Source organism: Paenibacillus monticola, assembly GCF_009664975.1.
GTDB classification, from domain to species: Bacteria; Bacillota; Bacilli; order Paenibacillales; family Paenibacillaceae; genus Paenibacillus_AQ; species Paenibacillus_AQ monticola.
The window spans coordinates 412,287-430,561 of sequence record NZ_WJXB01000001.1; the positions used below are offsets into that span (position 1 = coordinate 412,287).

An 18,275-nucleotide genomic window follows, 5' to 3' on the forward strand; every position below is an offset into this window, starting at 1 on the left:
AGTACGTTGCTGAAAGAGCAGTTTCTCAAAAAAACTAGGGAATTACATGGTTACAATTGGGCTAATAAGACATGGAGTAACGGATTGGAATAGCGAAGGTAAAACACAGGGGCAGACAACGCATCAATTTCTATACTTACAAAAGCAAATAATCAATGGAAGTGTGAATTATACAATAAACAAAGATGGGAAGGCGTAAGCAAACGTGAGTCCGAATTTGAAACAGAAAATAGAACAATTTATTGGAACAATAACGGATGTATTTATTTTAGATGAACAGGGATGCACATCAGAAGTAAAATGCATTGTAACGGAAAAGGGTTCTTACATTCTCAAAAGTGCGACTCAAGAAAAGTACAGAAGCTGGCAGTAGTCATATAATTATGTCATATGAATCAGGCGTCACATTAACGACTGCAATCAGAAAGGCAAAATCTTTGTCAGAAAGGTTACAGCTAATCCAAAGTTTCGGACAATTTCTGAACCGATTTCATGAGAAGTACCAAATGGAATTATCTATTTGTGAACAAGGAGCATGGTTAACAAGACAGTTATCAGTTGTCGAAGAGTATGTTAAAGATGGATTGACTAGCGGAAGTCCGCAATTGTTACGGCATTTAGAGTTGAATAGAATCTCTCCAGTCCAACCAACTATTATCCATGGTGACTGCAGCACAGACAATGTTCTTGTATTAGATGGTGAAGTACACATGTTTATTGATGTATCAGGAATGACCGTTGGCGACCCTCGTTATAAGATTTCAAACGAAGAAATCGAATACTTCGAAAATCTATACGATTTTTTTAATAGTATATTAGGTATAACACTTTCATCGAGTCTTTAATAATCAAATCCTCTGTTTCTACAAGATAGACTACACAAAAAATACGGTAGACACTGATTACTCAGCATCTACCGTATTTAGGCATTAATATTAAAGCTTCAGTCCAAGATCAAGTGTAACGTTCAACATACGAAGAATCATTGCAACTGATTGTTCTTTGGTAGCATTCGCATTCGGGTCAAATTTACCATTCCCCGTACCACTGATAATTCCTGCATCAGCGGCTGCGTTGATTGCATTTTGTGCCCAGTTACCCTTAACATCAGAGAACTGTTTTCCTGAAGCTGATGCTTTGATGGTCATAACTTTGGTGATCATAGTTACAATTTCTGCTCTGGAGATAGTTTGATCTGGTTTGAATGAGCCGTCACCATAACCTGAAATTATACCATTAGACTTAAGGGCTTGAATTGCATCTTCAGCCCAATGTCCATTTGCATCAGAGAAACTACTTGTACCGCTTGGCGTTAGACCAAGTGCATTAACGAACATTGTAGCAAATTCAGCTCGAGTTGTAGGTTTTGTTGGGTTGAAAGAACCGTTTGTATCCCCTGAGACAATCCCCATTCGAGTGGCAAGATCAATGGTAGCTGCACTCCAAGACTTAGCAGGTACATCGCTGAACGGTTTAGAAGGCGTATTTTGTGCCTTTTCTACAATAGCCCTAATTATACCAACGTTAACCTTGTCGTTAAGTACCGGTTTATCCTGATTAACTACAGGAGTTGGCGTAGGTGTAACTACAGGTGTAACTACAGGTGTAACTACAGGAGTAGCCACTGGTGTTGGTACAGGTGTTGCAGTTGGAGTAGAAGTAACCACTGGCGGTATAACTACAATTGGCTCAACTGGTGGTGTTATAGCATCAGTCTTAACTATGTGCGTAACCCCAACACTTTCAGCACCAGCTTTATTTACTGCTTTGAATAAGAATGTGTATGACGTGTTAGGAGTAAGATTTTCCACGATATATACCCCTGAAGTAACAGAATCAACAGCATCACCATTCATGTAAATGTTAACTGTAGAAAAATCACGATCAGTAGGAAGCGAGAAAGTGAAGTTTGCTGTTGTCGTTGTGTGGCTCTCTATCAAATTAGTAACATCGGAAGGTATTGGTAAAGCCTCACGTGTAACATTAACTGTGTAGGTTTTAGTGGTACCATCTTCAGCAGTTACTTTAACCTCAATAATATTGTCACCAACATTAAGATCGATTGGTAGGGAGTCATCACCACTGGTAACAATAACCCCATTTACGGAGACAGAAGCATGACTATCAGCTGCTGTAGGCTTGACTTTCATACTGCTGACATCAGCATCTACAGTCAAGTAATAATTTAAGTCAGTTGTATTGAAGATAGGATCAAGGACACCAATAGAAGTAGTTAAATTGCTTAAATCGGAATTTAAAGAACCCGCTTTGTAAACAGACACTACGTAATGACTGACCGTTTTACCATCTTTAGCCGTTACTTCAATGTCGATAATGTTTACACCAACATGCACAGGAAGTTCTCCTGAAGTGTTCCCCCATAATACATCAGGAGTACCTGGCATAGGTGGTATTCCTGGCATTCCTGGAAAACTTGGCATTCCCGGCATGAAATTCTGAACAACTGCAACCCCGTTTACCTTAACTGTCTCGTATCTTTCTGATACAGTCGGTGTAACGGTTACGGAAGCAACGTCATTTGCTACATTCACAGTGTAATTTAACTCAGTAGGACTAAATACTGGGGTAAGAGTTCCTCCACCCATTACTAAAGTCGTTAATTTAGAGTTATCTGACAAAGGTGTAACAGAAAAAGCTTCGCTGAAAGCTGAAAATTGATTGCTGGTGTTCACAGCAAGTACCTTAAGCGAGTAGGTTGTGTCATTTGATAAGCCTGTTATATCATAAGAAGTAACATTTGCATTTACTTGCCCAGCAAGGTTATTACCAATATAAATTTCATAACCTGCTAGGTCAGACTCGGTATTTGCAGTCCAAGAAATAACAGCATGCCGACTTCCCGATACAACCGATACCCCAGAAGGACTTACAGGAGCATTTGGATTGACTATCGTTATGGATACAGTATCGCTCTTTATTGACTCTTCATCACTTCGGTTAGAAGCTGTTACTTCGAAGTTGTATTTAGTACCATATTTCAAACCAGTAACCGTATAAGTTAAACCTGTTACCGGTTCCGAAGTAGCCTTCACTCCATCAATATAAACATCATAACCCTTTAAGTCCTCATGGCTACTTTCATTCCAAGTTACGGTTGCAGTCGTGTCATCCAAAGTGACGTCTACGCCAGTAATTTTAGCAGGAGCATTTGATGGTATAACTGTGGTGGTATCCGATATTGCAGAAGCTACACCTGAAGTGTTCACAGCTTCTACTGTGAAAGCATATGAAATGCCATTAGTAAGCCCATTAATATTGTAATAGTTATCCGGGACTAGACCCTCATTGTCCTGAGCTCCGTCAACATAAATATTGTAACCTTCTATATCCTCTTCAATAGCAGGTTCCCAAGATAGGTCTACTGTATTACTAGAAGCTACACCTTCAAGATTAACAGGTTTAGCAGGAGGGATGCTATTGTTCGACTTTAAGGAAATAGCTTCACTCCTAGCCGACTCGTTAGCCTTAGTATCAACAGCTGATACCTGATAGCTATGAGTATCGGCATTACTTAAACCGCCTTTTGTATAGGTTGTAGTAGTGCCATTAACCTCATCAATAGATTCACCATCTTGATAGATTGTATACACTGATACCCCGTCCGCATCGGAAGAAGCCGACCAATCAAAGGATACTTGACCATTTCCTATTGTGTGACTAGTGATTGTAGGTACTGTAGGTGGGGTTGGGTCCTTTGCATACGCTTCAATAGTGTACAATTTAAGCGGATTTGAGGAGCTAACAACAGTCGAATCACCTAAAGTAACAGAGATCATGTACACATTATTAAGGTTTACGACCATTGTGGTGTCATTTGCGCTGATCCATCTGTTATTTTGAACTGCTCCATCCGTAGTCCAAAAGACAACTAAACCATCGTTTTGCATTTTATGGTAATCATCCACAACTATTCTAATTGTACCGATATTCGCTGTCGGGGTATTGAAAGTTAGACCGTAATTATGGTTAAACTCCCACATACTCGTAAACGTTGAATCGTTCGCATCCGTTGCATTTGCAGGATTACTGAATTGAGAGCTGTTCACATAAGTTACAGGTCTGCCAGAAAGTATATCTGGATCTGCCACTTCAGCATTAACTGTTAAGTTCGGTACAAGTGAGAACAATAAAGCCATTACTGTCATTAATACAGCAAATCTACGAAACGTATTCTTTTTCGATACAGATGTTCTTGAACCTATCATTTTATACTCTCCTATTTTGTATTTTGAACTTCTTTCTAGCCTTTGCCATGTCTTCATGTTTCGCCTCCTAAAGTTTTCAAAATTAAAATTCTCTCTATTCAAAAATAAGTATACTCCCCTCCAATGACGGTAAAATGACAAACTCCTACGGCATAAAGAGCCCTGCTCAATTCGAGAGTGATACTGTTCACCGCGATGTCTGTAACGGCAAGTTTTTGGTGGATCCAGCCGTCGTTCGAATTGTCGAGTGTGGTCCCTGTCCGTTTTGTCGAAGAAATGATTCACACTTCGGAGCGTTGGGAGCAACTCAATGCTTTTCTTGGGGACATCTAGCTGAATGTACGCTAACCTAGTAACGGATACGGTATGTCTTTTTACCTGTTAAATCAGAATTGGGAAATAATATGTGCAAGCCATTTATCACGATCCAGGAAATTCAACTTTCCCCACTTCAATATGGATTACTAGATGCGACTAAGTTGTAAACGATCAGCCAGTAGGGTGAACCTTAAGCAGAACATCCCGTTGTGCACCTGCACAACAAATATCGTCCTTTCTTCAATATGAATAAGCGGAATTAACTCCTATAATTACATTATGAAAGCGAATTCACCAGAGGTTCATGAGGGGAATAACGATGGATGAATTTACCATCAGTTGGATTGGGGCGCTGGCAGGATTAGCTATTGCGATTGTTTTAATCCTCAAAAAGCTCAATCCCGTATACGCCTTATTTGTAGGAGCAATTATAGGAGCCTTGATCGGCGGGGCTAAGCTAGAGCAAACCAGGCAGCATGAATATGAGCATTAAGCAACGGATGGGACTTATCCCATATGAAGCTATTGTGAGTGGTACGATGGCTATTGTGGCTAAATTAATCTACGGATTCTTAATCTAGTACTTAATATGGGGTGAATGAATTGAAGGAAACAACATTTGTATTGGCACCGGATTCTTTTAAAGAGAGTATGACCGCAAAAGAAGTTTGCATAGCTATGGAGAAGGGAATAAGAACAGTGTTCCCAACCGCGAACTTCATTCATGTTCCAATGGCAGATGGTGGCGAAGGTACCGTACAGTCCTTAGTCGATGCAACCGGAGGTCAGCTATATGAAAAAGAAGTAACAGGGCCGCTAGGGCAAACTGTTATTGCTCAATATGGTATTCTAGGCGACGGCGTTACAGCAGCTATTGAGATGGCATCCGCGAGCGGGATTCAACTGGTAACCAAAGAGACGAGAGACCCCTTCATTACCACGACTTACGGAACAGGCGAGCTGATTCGTGAATGTCTGGATAAAGGGATTAAGAAGATTATTATTGGCATTGGCGGAAGTTCCACAAATGATGGCGGAACAGGCATGGCCGCAGCACTTGGTGCAATATTTCTGGATGGAGAGGGTAATCCGCTTCCGCAGGGTGGGGGGAGTCTGAACAAGCTGGCCAAAATTGATATTTCATCGATGGATGCCCGGCTGGAGCATGTCCAAATGATCGTGGCTTGTGATGTTACGAATCCATTGTGCGGGGAGACAGGAGCATCTCATGTATTTGGACCGCAAAAAGGCGCCACTCCGGAAATGGCACTGAAGCTCGATCAGAATCTGGCTCATTATGCGGATATCGTCAAACAGCAGCTTCAGAAGGACGTGCGTGATATTCCGGGGGCCGGTGCTGCCGGTGGTTTAGGAGCAGGTTTATTGATCTTTACACAAGCGACCCTGAAGAAAGGGATCGAGATTGTCATTGAATATACAGAATTGAAAGCTAAATTAGCAGCTGCGGATTACTGTTTTACGGGTGAAGGGCGTATTGATTATCAGACTAAATTTGGAAAAACACCCTATGGCGTAGCAAAGGCTGCCCAAGAGGCCGGCATACCAGTAATAGCTGTAGCAGGCTCAATTGGTGAAGGAATTGAAATGCTGTACGACGAAGGATTCGAGGCGATATTTGGGATATTGCCGAGGGTATCCGAGCTTGAGACAGCGCTTGCGGAAGGACCACGAAATGTTGAAAGAACCTGTGAGAATATAGCCAAGCTTCTTAAAGGAGTGGAACAATGGAAAGTTTGTTAAGCCAGTACAACTTAAAAGGGCATGAAATTAAGAATCGTGTGGTTATGCCCCCCATGGAGTTTCTCGTGCGTGAGACCCGTAACGGGTTGGTGAATGACGGACATCTACTTCATTATGGAGCGAGAGCCAAAGGTGGTGTCGGATTAATCATCGTGGAAGCGACCAGTATTCATCCTAATAGTAGGTCTATTGATTCCCAACTGGGTGCATGGTCGGATGAACATATCCCTGGACTCACCAGACTGGCCGCTGAATGTCATGCCTATGGCGCGAAAGTACTACTTCAACTGCAGCATCTAGGGGTAAAGATGAAAGCGGATTCTAACCATGATGTGTATGGACCCTCGGCTTATGATGAGAACGACGTACAAGCCAGAGCTATGACGCTTGAGGAGTTGCATGAGCTTCAAGATGCCTATGTGCAAGCCGTACTTCGGGCCTATCAGGCGGGGTTTGACGGAGTCGAATTTCATGGAGCGCACGGTTATTTGTTAAATCAGTTCTCGTCTCCCATTGTGAATCAGCGGCAGGATCTTTACGGCGGCTCCCTCGACAATCGCTTAAGATTTATCCGTGAAATTATAAGCCGTGTACAAACGGCGGTCTCTGAGAGTTTCATACTTGGTTATCGCATGGGCTGCAACGAGCCGACCCTTGAGCAAGGGATTGAAATTGCTGTAAAACTGGAGGCAATGGGAGTCGATCTATTGCATGTTTCTTCAAGTGGGTATTCGGCCGAGCGGCCGGAAATACCGGATGATTTTATGTACAACTGGACGGTTTATGGGGGAAGCCAAATCAAACAAAACGTGAACGTCCCCGTAATCGTAGTTTATGAGATCAAGACACCGGAACGGGCCAACGATATTGTGGAGCAAGGGCTCGCGGATTTCACAGCGATCGGCAGGGATTTAATTGTAGATCCCGAATGGGTGCATAAAGCCATGAAGCAGGAAGAGATTCGTTATTGTATTCGCTGTCAGCCTTGCGTCATTTTTTCCGGGATGAAATGCGTAATGTTGTAATACTACTGGAGGTGTTGAGCATGACAAAGGTGCTTATTATAGGTGGGACAAGATTTTTTGGTAAAAAATTAGTAGAGCAGCTGATCCGTGATGGGGTCGACGTAACGATTATAACGAGGGGGCAAACGCGCGATTCTTTCGGCAACTCCGTGAAGCGGCTGCAGGCTGATCGTACTGATCAAGCGGCTATGCAGCATGTACTAGGTTCATCAACCTATGATGTAGTTTACGATAACATTTGCTATACACCACAAGAGGCAGAGGCTGCCGTGGAATTGTTCACAGGACGCACGCAGAAATATATCGTTACCTCTTCCCTTAGTATCTATCCATTTGGCGGAATAGCTAAAATCGAGAGTGACTTTGACCCCTATAGCTACACGCTGCCGGAACCCTATCCCACTAAGATAGACTATGCGGAAGGCAAACGTCTAGTTGAAGCGGTATTTTGTCAAAAAGCCTCGTTTAAGGTAGCCGCAGTTCGTTTCCCAGTGGTCTTAGGACTTGATGATTACACACGGCGACTTCATTTTCATGTTGAACATGTAGCACAGGGTCTGCCCCTCGGGATACCAAACCTGGATGCTGAAATGTCATTTATTCGCTCGGATGAAGCGGCTGATTTTCTGGCCTGGTTAGGCCGTTCCAACCTGGAAGGACCGGTCAACGCCACTTCGAATGGAGTAACCTCACTTGGACGGATTCTTTCGCTCATTACCGAGGCCACCGGCCAACAGGCCCATATTCTTACCGAAACGGATGCAGCTGATAGGTCACCTTTTGGCATCCCCGAGACCTGGTTTATGAATACGGCAAAAGCGGAAGCTGCTGGTTTCAAATTTCAACGCCTAGATGATTGGTTGCCTGAACTGATCCGGGAGATCAGTGATTTAAGCCCAATAATGTAAATCCTCATAGCAAATAGGCCATATTCCCTAAGCGGGAGTAGGGCCTATTTGTTGTTTCGACATTTTTTTGGAGAATTATAACTTTAGTTAGTCTCTTTATTTGAATGTGAGATATATCATAGTGGAAGTAGAAAATGTGTGAAAAAAAGAAAAATATGATAGGAGTGACTTTATTCCATGGCAAAGAACAGTAGAGCATTAATGAAGCGAGTAACGGGGAGAGTCTTATCTATTGCATTAGCATTGACGTTAGCTGTCGTGCCCTTTAGTACAAGCTTCTCATCTACAGCGCAAGCATTAGCACCGGGTTCTGTGATCACTTTGCAGAGCGCTGTCGTCAGCAATAACAACCAGGATGTAACCTTATCATTCAATGTTCCTGTGGCTGCTGCAAACCAGAATTGGCAGTCATTTATTGAGTTGAAAGGAACATATGACGGCGCATTTAACTCTTTTTATTATAATGAAAATGGTTATGCGAATATATCTAGCGGAACTGTAATTCTTCACTTCTATCGTCCTTTAGTAGGGGATTCCAACCAGATCCGCGTTAAAGCTGGCGCTTTTATAGGCAGAGATAATTCCAGCTATGTGTTAACTTCCGACCTGGTCAGCGGGAATATCGCCGCCCATGATTTAACGATTCCTTACCTTGAGAGTACAACGATCAGCAGCGATCTGAAACAGGTCACTTTAACACTTAACACGACAGTTCAGACAGCAACCTATGCTGTAGAGTCAGATATCTATAATGTAGATCTGTATGAATATGTCCGAATTAATAATCTACAGGCAAACTCAGATTACCTGCCGTTGAACAAGGAAGATATTATCTCCATCAGCGGGAATCAAATCATCCTATCCTTTGCTGCTCCACTAAGCGGAGATAATGCAATTCAAGTCTTAGCCGGCGCGGTAAAAAGTGCTAATAACAGTACGAACTATCAAATATATGCTGATGTGAATACTAACCCGCTAGCTTATTCCAGTTATGATATCGATAATAATTCAGAGTTGCGTCTCAATTTCACTCAGGGTATCCTTAATAACACACTGAGCGATGAGGCCTTAAAAGAAGCGATCACGATCTCCAAAGATGATGGTCCGTATACAGCGCTAGGCGTGAATGATACGGCTACTATTACTAATTTCAATATCGGTTTTAGTAATTTCAGCGCTCCCAACGGAAACAGTCTTAACCTTCATTTCTTCACACCATTAGCACCAGGCAGCTACAAGGTGAAAATTGCAGCTAATGCACTGAAGAGCAGCATTGGTATTGTCGCTGGCGAATTAACGACAATCGATACTGATAACCATTCCATTACAGTTAGTGATATTACTAGACCGCTATATCAAAATGTAGAAGTCAGTGCGGATCGTAAAGTAGTGACGCTGACCTTTGATAATAATCTAGTTGATAATACTATATCTTCCGATTGGGATTACGTGAACTGGGTACCAAAAGAACCGACCTCACACCTGCGTGATTATATATCCATACAAAGAGGTCAAAATAATAACTACAACTATTTAAGCACAAATGATATCGTCGAAGTTTCCACTAATAAGGTAATCATAACCTTGGAAACAGCACTTCTTGGAAAGTACAATAAAATTCAAATCAACTCTGGTGCTGTGAAAAATGAGTTCAACAATGTGCAAAATTCAGAATTTGTAACGAGTATTATCGATTTATCGGTAACATCTCCACCTCAATATCTGAAATCGACTCTGGATAATCTGAACCAGGATTGGACACTCTTTTTCGACAAAAACATCAAAAACAATACCCTATCGCTGGATGAACTTAGAGCTGCCATTTCGTTATCGATTAACGGCGGTGTTGAGAAACCTATAGATTCATCCACCACGGTCACTATTATTGATAATAAATTAGTACTCCATTTCTCCATACCGTTTGTTGATAACAACATCAGTATTCATATTGCCGCTGATGTGATTTCCAATGAACTAAATAATGTTTTAAGCGAAGTCATTACAACAGACGGGCTGAATCCAAAGAATCTATACCCTCTAGAGTTATTAAATAATGATACCCGTTTTTTCACAAGTCATTCAGTACAGTTAGCTTTCAATCAAGGCATAGCAGATAATACAGGAGATGCAGCAGGTGTCCTTTTAAAAGCAGCTTTAACGTATTCAACCGATAAAGGGAAGACTTTCTCATCTCTCCAAGCTGATGACATAGTAACCCTAAATGATAATTATCTTGTAATCTATTTTCATAATGTCCTCCAGGGTAACCTACAAATCAAAATTGCCGGAAATACGCTAAAAGGTATTGCGGGCAATATTCTCCAAACTTCGATAGTAACGGATGAGATGAATTTCTCTCCAACTTTAACGGGAGCATTCTTCATTAATGGACCGATTGTTCTAACTTTTGAAGATAATCCTAGCTGGAGAAACAAAATTCAGAAGGTTACTTTGCTAGAGTCAGCAAATTACTGGGTGGAGAGAACCTTGTCGCCGGATGAATATACGCTAAGTGCAGGTAAACTTACCATTCATCAAGGATTATTGGAGGAAGGAATAGGTTATCAAGTTAGAGTTTATGCTGATGGATTCAACGTCAGATATTCAGATTCTATGAGAGCTATTCAAAGCCAGAAATCCTACTTTATGACGCCGGTTGTTACGGATACAGCTAGTGGAATCACGGCAAAAGTTAAAATATTACAAAACGAATCCATTGGTCATCTGAACGTCATCTTCCAGTTGATGAATGGGGCAACGCCGGTAAGTATTGTTGCTGCAGAATCAGACAATTTCTACGCTGGGACGTTTACGGCAAACTTCAATGTAGCCGATGCTTTGACGAATCCTAACTATACAGTAAGAGCTTTCGTCGTGAGTGAATACAGCAATAACCCGTTGTCGGTCGGCCTAAATATGGCTTCACAGATCACTGACGCGGAATATGATTTACTTTATTACAATTCCAAAGATTAATCTAAATAAATTCAGGTTGGGACTGCCCTTTGGGGGCAGTTTCAACTATTGAAAGTGAGGGAACGAACAACGTGAACATACCAAAACTGATTATGAATTCATCTCTTGCTCTTTCTATAGTGTTGGCCAGTGCAGCAATAGGCCCCATATCGGCTTCGGCAGCCCAAACCATTTCTCATGTAGTGGTGTCGGCCATTCCAGCAATTCATCCAGGCGGAACGGTGACCATCGCCGGAACATCCACAGACTCTGAAGTGATCGTGAAGGTCATTCGTCCAACGGGTAGCATTATATTCTTTAATATTGTTAAAGTCATCAATGGAGCATTCTCCGATTCATTTGTTCTGGGAACTAGCGAATCCGTCGGAACCTATAAAGTAGTTGTTGGACAAGGCGACACTGTAGACATGAAAGATCTTATTGTTACAGCTGCTCCCACACCGCCAGTGACAGATCCAGGTCCAGATCCAGATCCAGGTCCAGATTCAGATCCTGGTCCAGGAACAACACCTATAGGCAGCAGTAACCCAAGCACCAACATTGTAACTCCTGCTAATGTAGAAGTAAGTCCTGATGCCATCACTTCCAATACAGTAACTGGCCCTGACGGCAAGGTTACGACTACGGTAACTATTGATAACAAATATTTGAGCGATGCGTTCACTCAACTGAAAGATCAAGGGTTGACTGAGGGATCACCAGTTATTGCTATAAGAATTAGTGATATTGTGGCGAACGGCAATACCAGCGTGTCCCTCCCCGCTTCTTTGCTATTGGAAGGAATGAAGAGTGTTCCGAATGCCGTCATTAAGATTTTCTCAGGCAACGAATCCTATTCTCTTCCCTTACAGGTGCTGGATCTTAACACTATAGCCCAGACATTAGGTATAGACATTTCTGGTGTCATCCTGCATATTAACATTGCTGTGATGGGAACGGATATTGAGAAGCTGATTCAAGCGAGTGCTGGAGGAAAAGGTGCCGTATCTCTAGGCCATTCCGTTGATTTCAGTGTCACCGCTGAAGGTAATGGTAAAACGGTAGAGTTGAATAACTTTGGAACCAACTATGTAGAGCGTAGTATTACTTTCTCACAAGCTATTGATCCATTGACTACCACAGGCATTCTATATAATCCGGCAAATCAGGAGATTTCCTTTGTGCCTACCGTTTTTGTGAAAAATACGGATGGAACAACCCAAGCAACGATTAAAAGAAACGGAAACAGTATTTACTCTGTAGTTACCTCTTCCAAATCTTTTACGGATATAAAAGGACACTGGGCTAAAGCTGATATCGAACTATTGGCTTCCAAAATGGTTGTTAGCGGTACAACAGCAACAAATTTTGCCCCAGACCATAATATTACACGCGCAGAGTTTGCCGCCTTGCTCGTACGTTCACTGGCTTTGAATTCTGATGCGGCAGCAGCGACCTTCAAAGACGTTAAGGCAAGTGATTGGTTTGCAGGCTCCATTGGAGCTGCTGTTAAAGCTAAGCTTGTAAGTGGATATGAAGATGGTTCTTTCAAACCTAATGCACCGATCACACGTGAACAAATGACGGTAATGATAGCCAAAGCCATCACTGCAGCTGGAAAAACAGTCAGCAGCCAAGCTGAATCGTTAAATATATTTAGCGATAGCTCGAAAATAAGCAATTGGGCAAAGGTGTCCGTCTCGCAATCCGTACAAGCGGGGATTATTTCCGGGATGACAGATACTACCTTTGTTCCGTTAGCCAATGCAACTCGTGCACAGGCTGCTGTTATGCTGAAACGGTATCTTCAATACACTCAGTTTATCAACTAACTGGCGACATCAGAACAACGAGTGCAGCAGTGATCAGATGCAGGATAAACAGGCCACGATCTCCTTGTATTAGGAGGCCGTGGCCTGTTTTTTTACCTCTATTTAGATGTTGCAAGGCATAACTATTGGATAACGCTGGAGGAAGCTGGTGAACTGGTGCCTTTTACAGGCTGGGCCGAAGCTTTGTAGCCATCCGGCAGATAAGTGACCACGGAGGCTTTGGAAATGACCTGGGGATACATTTTGTCCGGATCAGGTTCGGTTACGCTGAAATAAATAACGGCTGTCTTGTCCTTGCCGAATTCGATTCTCTCCACTACCAATCCGTAACCCGGATTTGGCAGATTGTTAACGGTCAACGTAGCTTTGTTAACACCCTCTGCAGCTTTTTCGAGCGTAACCTCTGTTTCAAAATTAGAAGTTGGAGCCGTGGAGCTATCCTCAGGAATAATCACACGTTTGGCAAACTCTGCTGCATCATGAATCCAGACCGCGGCTTCCGAACGAGTAACGGCATCATTGGGTCGGAATTTACTGTCCTCCAGCGTGACAATATGCGTATTAAGCAGGATTTGCAGGCTATTGGATTCTTCGGCAGTCAGCTTGCTTCCATCAGCAATATTGACAAACATCTTCGTTACAGGGAAATCCCCTTTACTCAGCAAGGCCTGAGTCATTAGATGGGCGAACTGGGCCCGGGTAATGGATCCATTCGGATTAACATCCTTATCTAGGGAAAGGCCGTTCTGTTTGGCGATCAGAAAGGCCGATGCATACCAGGCTTTGTCGTTGACCTTATCGAAGAAATTACTAGCTTTAGTAGGACTATTGCCACTTGTTGGTTTCGAAGACAGTTCCAGCCCGCTGACGATAAATTGCACCCCTTGTGCAAAAGTTACCTTCGACTTAGGAGCGAACTTGTCGCTGGTTACTCCGTTAATGATACCTGCATCATGCAAGGCGTTAATTTTTGCTTCAGCAGGATCACCTTTCAAATCCGAGAACGCAAATGCCGATGTCCCGAAGGACAGGCTTGCAGCCAAAATGCCGCACGCTATAGTCATTTTTGTAGCGTGGTTCAAGAATGGTTTGTTCATTGTGCATCACCTCTATATACTTAGATGGTAGAATGCACCAAAATGTTGCAGGGTAATCTAAATAAAAAATAGATTTACGAATAAAGGGGTGAGGTTCGATGAGAAAGTGGAACTATTACTTCTTTATTATGGTGTTGATAATAATAATAGCCACAATTCTTCAGACAGTATTCAGTAAGGACAAAGAGTATGCGATAGATCGGGTAGATATTAAGGCAGAATTGCTGACAGACGGCGATTTGAGGGTACAAGAGATGTTCACTTATACTTTTAAGGGAAGCTGGAACGGAACTACGCGGTATCTGGATACGGAAGGACAGAAAGCTGTCGAATATTTCAAGGCTTACATACCGCCAAAAGATAAGTTGATCGGTGATTTTACAGAGGACGGCCTGAAAGAGCTAGGTGTGGAGCTTGATTCCGAAAGTGATACCTATTACGCCTATTCGGCATCAAAAGATGAAACGAAACGGGTGTATTATCAATATAGGGTCGACAAGGCAGCTATCAAGTATTCGGATACGGGCGAACTTAACTGGAGTTTCCTGACAAACAACAACGAAGATATGGGAGAGGTTAACCTTCAGCTGTTCCTACCGCAAGATAGTGACAATCTTGGCGTAGACTTCTTCCTGCGGGACCGCATAGGGGGAGGAGTGCTGTCTTTAAAGAAGAACAGTACCGATTCTTCTTCCTATCTTTACTATCATAATAAGAGCCTGTCTAAGAAAGGCACCGTTCGGATGAGAGTATTATTTCCTGAAAGTTGGTTGAGTGATATTCCTGCCAGCGAATCAGCTTTGCCAGTCAAGGCGGTTCTGGCCAAAGAAAAGGCAAAAGATCTTCTGATCTCCACACGGGCGGAATATTTTCCGTTACTGATCAAGATGCTGCACCTAATCACGGGGCTCATTCTGGCTGTTAGTCTGCTCTATCTCTTCGCACCGCGACGAGTAAGGGGATTCCTGAGGAGGAGGGAGCTAACACCAGCTCGATTGGGAGAGATGGACCCGTTGCTGGCAGCTTACATCTACAGAAATGGACGATTGAAGAAAAGGGATCTTTTTGCGGGTGTATTTTCCATGCGGCAGCGTGGGCTGGTCCTTATGAAGCAAGGGGCGACACCGGCGCGCTTCGAGGACGATGCCAAGGCGCCGGAGTTTATGCCCAAATTTCTGTTTCAAGGCGCCCGTAAATTGTTAAATCCGGTGGACCTTTTTATGGTAACTCATTTTTTTCAGAACCATGGCAACGAATTTCAGCTGGAATCTGTCAATGGACCAACGTCTATGGAACGGAATAGGCGCAGCAAGCAAAAAAAATATCATGAAAAAGCATTGAATGTTGACAAGAAATTTAAAGATTGGTCTTTGCTGGTCGCGAAGCAGGTTTCTTTCCGGGACAGTGCCTACAGAAATAATCTGTGGCGCCCCCTTTGGGTAGGTCTATCCTTGCTGCATCTTGTGTTCGTACTATGTCTTTTCTACGCTGATGCTGCTTCTTGGCTTATTCTCTGCTCTATGGCTGTACCGCTCACACTTGGAGCCGCGCTTACGATGATCTTTTATTCTCGGAGATGGCTGATGATCTTGTATCTCGGCGCCTGTTCACTGTCGATGATGGTGCTGACAAATATAGATGCAGTGTTGACCTATCTTCTTTATATTCTTTGTTCAGTACTGCTTGTAGGAATTGTACCGAGGAATATCCTCTCTCCAGAAGCGGCCTGGTACCGTTCTGCACTTAAAGTGTGGCGGAGACAACTTAAAAAGGGCCGAATTTATACGGTGCCGAACGGAGCAGATTCAGTTACGCTTGCCAGTGAATTTGCCCTCACATTGGATGCAGGAGCAACTTTTCTGAAGTCTGTACAGGTAAGAGGGTCAGAAGCTAATGCTGAGTCTTCCACCTTAAGAAATCTAGCTCTATTTGGAGGAGTGCTCTACTCTCAGCAGACGATAGCCTATATGTCACCGCTCCCTTCATCGGGAGGGAATGGAAGTAATGACGGAGGAGGCGGCGGTGGTGCTGGCGGTGGTGACGGAGGCGGAACGGGAGCTTTCTAACTTCAATGTCCGCTGTATTCAGCTTTATATTAATGCTTACGACAGGAGAACTATAGATGCTTCAGCAGGGGACAGAACGAATCAATGTTGGAATATTTGCTCATGTAGATGCTGGAAAGACGACTACAACGGAGCATATTTTATATGAGAGTGGACGTATTCGTGCGCTGGGTAGTGTAGATAGCGGAACGGCATTAACGGATTCAATGGATATTGAACGGCAGCGGGGGATTTCGGTACGGGCGGCACTGGCGTCTTTTGCCTGGAAAGGGGTGCAGATCAATCTGGTCGATACGCCGGGGCATGTCGATTTCCTGTCTGAGGTGGAGCGATCTTTGCGGGTGATGGACTGTGCAGTGCTCATACTATCAGCGGTAGAGGGTGTGCAGGCACAAACTGAGATGATCTGGAATGCTCTGCGGAAGCTGGGAATTCCCACACTGATTCTCATGAACAAAATGGATCGGGTGGGTGCAAATCCTGACGCGGTGCTGGCTCAGGCACGCAATTATTTATCAGCTGATATCATTCCTGTGCAGTGCCCAATGGGTGAAGAGCAGAATTATACAGGGGCTGCGGATTTATGGGAAGCTGGTGCAGAGGCTGCCGCGCAGACGGAGTTGTTGGAGGCATTAGCGGAGCGGGATGAGAAATGGCTGGAAACGTATATGTCAGGTCGAACCGTAGACCTTGTTGCGTGGAAAAACCATATGAAAGCGGAAACAGCCGCAGGTCGGATGTTTCCGCTGGTCTATGGAGTAGCGGCCAAGGGGCTTGGTATTACGGCGCTTTTGGACGCCGTGATTGATTATTTCCCACGAGCCGGAGGGAATGCAGAATCCCCAGTGTCCGGTATCGTGTACAACATTCAACGGGATAAGAATATGGGGCGCATGGCTTTTGTCCGCCTTTATGAAGGAACCATTCGCAACCGTGATACACTGCTGAATTATTCGCAGGATGTTCAAGGAAAGGTGACCCAAATCCGCAAGGTGGAGGGTGGCCGTGTTGAGGATGTTGGAGCGCTGGAAGCTGGGGATATCGCTGTAGTCTATGGCCTCTCCGGGGTGCGGGTTGGCGATGTACTGGGCCATCCCGAAGCGATCCCGCAGGAAGCCAAGCTTGCCGTACCGCTGCTTACCGTGCGTGTACATTGGGAAGCCGATACCGATGACCATAAGGTGATCGGAGCCCTGCAGGAGCTGGCAGATGAAGACCCGCTGCTGGATACCCAGTGGCTGCAGGATGAACGGGAGCTGCACATCAAAGTGATGGGACCGATTCAGCTGGAGATTCTAGACAGCGTTATGGTGGAGCGTTATGGACTAAAAGTTACCTTTGGCCAGCCATCCGTAATATATAAAGAGACGCCAAGTCGTACAGGTGAAGGCTTCATCGCGTATTTGATGCCGAAGCCGTGCTGGGCGATTCTGCGCTTCCATATCGAACCGGGCCCTCCGGGCAGTGGGTTGGTCTATGACTCGGTAGTGCGGAGCTCCGATCTGTTGCCGCAATATCAGAATGAGACGGCCCGCCGGGTGCCGGAGGCTCTGCAGCAGGGACTTTACGGCTGGGAGGTTACTGATCTCAAGATCACTTTAGTTGAGGGGCAGCATCATGTGTGGCATACTCATCCGCTCGATTTCGCCGTCGCGACACCGATGGCTATTATGAACGGGCTGGCTAATGTAGGAACCACACTGCTGGAGCCGATCCTGCAAGTCCACATCGTGGTCCCCGAAGAGAACGGCGGCCGCGTAATGAACGAACTCGTGCAGATGCGTGGCACGTTCGAGCCGCCCGTACTACTCGGCGATCGGATGGTAATCGAGGGACGCCTGCCCTTGGCAACGTCGCTCGAATACCCCGTGAGCTTAAGCTCCTACACGAAGGGGCGCAGCACGTTCACTTCTTTTTTTGCCGGATATGAGAAATGCCCGCCAGACGTTACCGCCGAGCGCACCCGTCGGGGCGTGAACCCGCTCGATCAGGCGAAGTATATATTGAGTGTGCGGAAGGCGTTGTAGGGGGGATTCGAGTTTGAGTTTGGGAGGGGATATGGTAAACTTCACCTAGATGATGGAATT

General features: G+C 44.3%; 11 protein-coding genes. 9 read left to right on the forward strand and 2 right to left on the reverse strand.

The features are described from left to right. Positions 1 to 383 precede the first annotated feature (383 nt). A complete protein-coding gene (locus GJB61_RS01835; protein ID WP_229521410.1) occupies positions 384 to 845 on the forward strand; it encodes a phosphotransferase family protein in 462 nt (153 codons plus the stop codon). A 90-nt stretch (positions 846 to 935) separates the two neighbouring features. Here the strand turns inward: GJB61_RS01835 and GJB61_RS01840 are convergent, their stop codons facing one another. Next, the gene (locus GJB61_RS01840) at positions 936 to 4,283 is read right to left on the reverse strand and encodes an S-layer homology domain-containing protein (protein ID WP_154116560.1); all 3,348 of its coding nucleotides are present in this window, start codon (positions 4,281 to 4,283) and stop codon (positions 936 to 938) included. Between the two features lie 580 nt (positions 4,284 to 4,863). On the opposite strand from GJB61_RS01840, the gene GJB61_RS01845 reads away from it, so the two are divergent. The 6 genes from GJB61_RS01845 (at position 4,864) to GJB61_RS32325 (ending at position 13,025) form a co-directional block, all read left to right on the forward strand. Then, positions 4,864 to 5,037, forward strand: coding sequence for a hypothetical protein (locus tag GJB61_RS01845; RefSeq protein ID WP_267490769.1), 174 nt, complete (start codon positions 4,864 to 4,866; stop codon positions 5,035 to 5,037). A 110-nt stretch (positions 5,038 to 5,147) separates the two neighbouring features. Continuing rightward, a complete protein-coding gene (locus GJB61_RS01850) occupies positions 5,148 to 6,305 on the forward strand; it encodes a glycerate kinase family protein (RefSeq protein ID WP_154116561.1) in 1,158 nt (385 codons plus the stop codon). Further along, entirely contained in the window at positions 6,290 to 7,330 is a 1,041-nt protein-coding gene (locus tag GJB61_RS01855; protein WP_154116562.1) for an oxidoreductase, read from the forward strand. The genes GJB61_RS01850 and GJB61_RS01855 overlap by 16 nt, the downstream gene beginning before the upstream one ends. Before the next feature lie 20 nt (positions 7,331 to 7,350). Further along, complete coding sequence (locus tag GJB61_RS01860) at positions 7,351 to 8,238, forward strand: NAD-dependent epimerase/dehydratase family protein (protein ID WP_154116564.1); 888 nt, start codon at positions 7,351 to 7,353, stop codon at positions 8,236 to 8,238. Positions 8,239 to 8,415: 177 nt separating this feature from the next. Then, positions 8,416 to 11,214, forward strand: a complete 2,799-nt coding sequence (locus GJB61_RS01865) for a hemoblobin-interacting domain-containing protein (RefSeq protein ID WP_154116568.1) — start codon at positions 8,416 to 8,418, stop codon at positions 11,212 to 11,214. 71 nt (positions 11,215 to 11,285) lie between these two features. Next, a complete protein-coding gene (locus tag GJB61_RS32325) occupies positions 11,286 to 13,025 on the forward strand; it encodes an S-layer homology domain-containing protein (RefSeq protein WP_154116570.1) in 1,740 nt (579 codons plus the stop codon). A gap of 122 nt (positions 13,026 to 13,147) precedes the next feature. On the opposite strand, the gene GJB61_RS01875 is transcribed toward GJB61_RS32325, so the two are convergent. After that, the gene (locus GJB61_RS01875; RefSeq protein ID WP_154116572.1) at positions 13,148 to 14,122 is read right to left on the reverse strand and encodes an S-layer homology domain-containing protein; all 975 of its coding nucleotides are present in this window, start codon (positions 14,120 to 14,122) and stop codon (positions 13,148 to 13,150) included. A 98-nt stretch (positions 14,123 to 14,220) separates the two neighbouring features. Here GJB61_RS01875 and GJB61_RS01880 point away from each other — a divergent pair, with 98 nt between their 5' ends. Both GJB61_RS01880 and GJB61_RS01885 read left to right on the forward strand, forming a co-directional pair. Continuing rightward, a complete protein-coding gene (locus tag GJB61_RS01880) occupies positions 14,221 to 16,188 on the forward strand; it encodes a DUF2207 domain-containing protein (protein WP_154116574.1) in 1,968 nt (655 codons plus the stop codon). A 56-nt stretch (positions 16,189 to 16,244) separates the two neighbouring features. After that, positions 16,245 to 18,215, forward strand: a complete 1,971-nt coding sequence (locus GJB61_RS01885) for a GTP-binding protein (RefSeq protein ID WP_154116576.1) — start codon at positions 16,245 to 16,247, stop codon at positions 18,213 to 18,215. Positions 18,216 to 18,275 lie beyond the last annotated feature (60 nt).